General features: G+C 33.1%; 1 protein-coding gene and 1 pseudogene. Both read left to right on the forward strand.

From position 1 onward, the window contains the following. A pseudogene (locus tag WFK35_RS22880) lies at positions 1-634 on the forward strand (PD-(D/E)XK nuclease family protein); the annotation flags it as partial. Beyond that, positions 634-1,080 (forward strand): hypothetical protein (locus tag WFK35_RS22885; RefSeq protein ID WP_336734955.1); only part of this gene is annotated, 447 nt, incomplete at its 3' end. The pseudogene WFK35_RS22880 and the gene WFK35_RS22885, both read left to right, overlap by 1 nt.

The raw sequence follows: 1,080 nt of genomic DNA on the forward strand, positions 1-1,080 counted from the left end.
AGCAAATAAAACGTCTAACAATCTGGAATTGCTGGAGTTTTTACAGTCTAAAAATCCGGAAAATCTGGATGAGTTTGATCTGTATGAAGTGAATCCGGAGATGCTGAAAAAGCATTCAAGGGACAAACCCTCGCATTTTGAAACAAAGGATATTCAGAATTTAAAAAATATCAACGAAAAAAATACGTCGATTAAGATTGCCACTCCCTCAAAAAATTATCAGGTACGGGTTGAAAAAGTAAGAATCGGGCTTTTTGTCCATGAATTACTCTCGCAGATTAATACGGCAAAAGACATCAGAAAAGTTCTGGAATGCTACGTTCTCGATGGTCATATAACACTTGAAGAAAGTGCCGAAATCGAGAAAAATTTAAAAGAAATCATAGAAAATAACGCTGAATTTTTTAATGAAAAATGGCAGGTTATCAATGAAAAAGACATCATGATTTCCGAAAACGGCGAAAGCAGTGTGTATCGTCCGGACAGAATTTTAAAAAACGCCGAAGGCTACGTAATTGTAGATTTTAAAACCGGTGAAGAATCTGAGAAAAATGACAGACAAATTGCCCATTATAAAAATATTCTGGAAAAACTGGGAAGAAAGGTTTTGAAAACGCAGCTTATTTATTTGTAATGATAAATTGGATCAGAAAATATCATGTTTATTTTTGGATTATTCTTATTGCAGGCTTACTGCTTTACGATAATAACGAAAGAAAACTGTATGAAAAATTATACAAGAAAGAAGGCATCTGTACCTCAGCAATAATAAATGATGTTGAAGGATATGGAAGAGGTGCCGGTTATGATTTTAAATATACTTTCAGAATTAATGATAAAACGTATCATTCTAAAACCGATATCGGAAATCTAAATATTCATCAGGCGGAAAAATTCAAGCACAAAACTTTTATGGGGGTATTTTTAAAAAGAAATCCACATATTAACAGAGTATATGTAAAGATTCCTGTTCCTGAAAATTTCGGTCTACTTGAATATAAAAATGTTCTTTCCAAAAAGCCCGGAGTAGAAAATATACTGGAAGAAATTCCCTCTTCCGGCTTGTTTTGGGAAAATTAC

Source organism: Chryseobacterium sp. VD8 (genome assembly GCF_037149975.1).
Taxonomy (GTDB): Bacteria; Bacteroidota; Bacteroidia; order Flavobacteriales; family Weeksellaceae; genus Chryseobacterium; species Chryseobacterium indicum.